At 75.8% G+C, this 776-nt stretch carries 1 pseudogene; it reads left to right on the top strand.

Annotated elements, in window-relative coordinates:
* Positions 1-235, top strand: a pseudogene (locus CCN42_RS41035) (ABC transporter permease); the annotation flags it as partial.
* Between the last annotated feature and the right edge of the window lie 541 nt (positions 236-776).

Here is a 776-nt window from a genome sequence, read left to right as displayed (position 1 = left end):
CTGGGCGTTCTCCTGGCGGTCCCTGATGGCCGCCGAACTCATCGCCAGCTCCCCCGAGCTGGGGCTGGGTCTTGGCCAGCTCCTGGAGAACGCCCGCTCCTACCAGGACATGGCCCTGGTCCTGGCCACCATCGGGGAGATCCTGGTCGTGGGAGTGGCCGTGGACCTCCTCCTCTTCGCGCCGCTGGAACGCCGGGTGCTGCGCTCCCGCGGCCTGGCGGGCACCCGCTCCTGAGCGCTGTACTGACGAGGTGACGACGACCGCGGACCCCGCCCAGGGCTGGCTCCTGCGCCTCGCCCCCCGGGGCGCGCCCCCGGAGCCCGCCTGCCCGCCCGACACGCTGGCCGCGGCGGAGGCGGAGCTGGGGCCCGGACCGGTCGGCTGGGCGGTCCAGGTCGCCCGGGACATGGCGGCGCGGATCGTCCGCCACGTGCCGGAGCACGGCACTCCGGGCGCGTTGCCGCCGTTTCGCCGCGCGGTGGAGGCGACCGTGCTGACGGCGCTGCGCGGCCTGCTCACCGAACCGCCCCCGACGGCCGGCNNCGGACGCCTGATGGAGGCACTGGACCGCGAACCCGAGGAGACGCGCGCCCGGGAGACCCACCGAATCAGCGAACTCCTCTTCGTCTACGCCGACGTACAGGCCAGCCGGCTCGCCGAGGAGTACGTCGCCGAACGGGACCGCTGGCGGCGCAGCACCGAGGCCGCCCGCCGCCGCACGGTCGACGACCTCCTCGCCGGCCACCCCCTCGACCCCGCCGCGCGGGAGAGTTCG

This window comes from Streptomyces glaucescens (assembly GCF_002154375.1).
Taxonomy (GTDB): Bacteria; Actinomycetota; Actinomycetes; order Streptomycetales; family Streptomycetaceae; genus Streptomyces; species Streptomyces glaucescens.
Note: the sequence above shows the minus strand (reverse complement) of the source record. Positions and strands in the feature narration are given on the sequence as shown.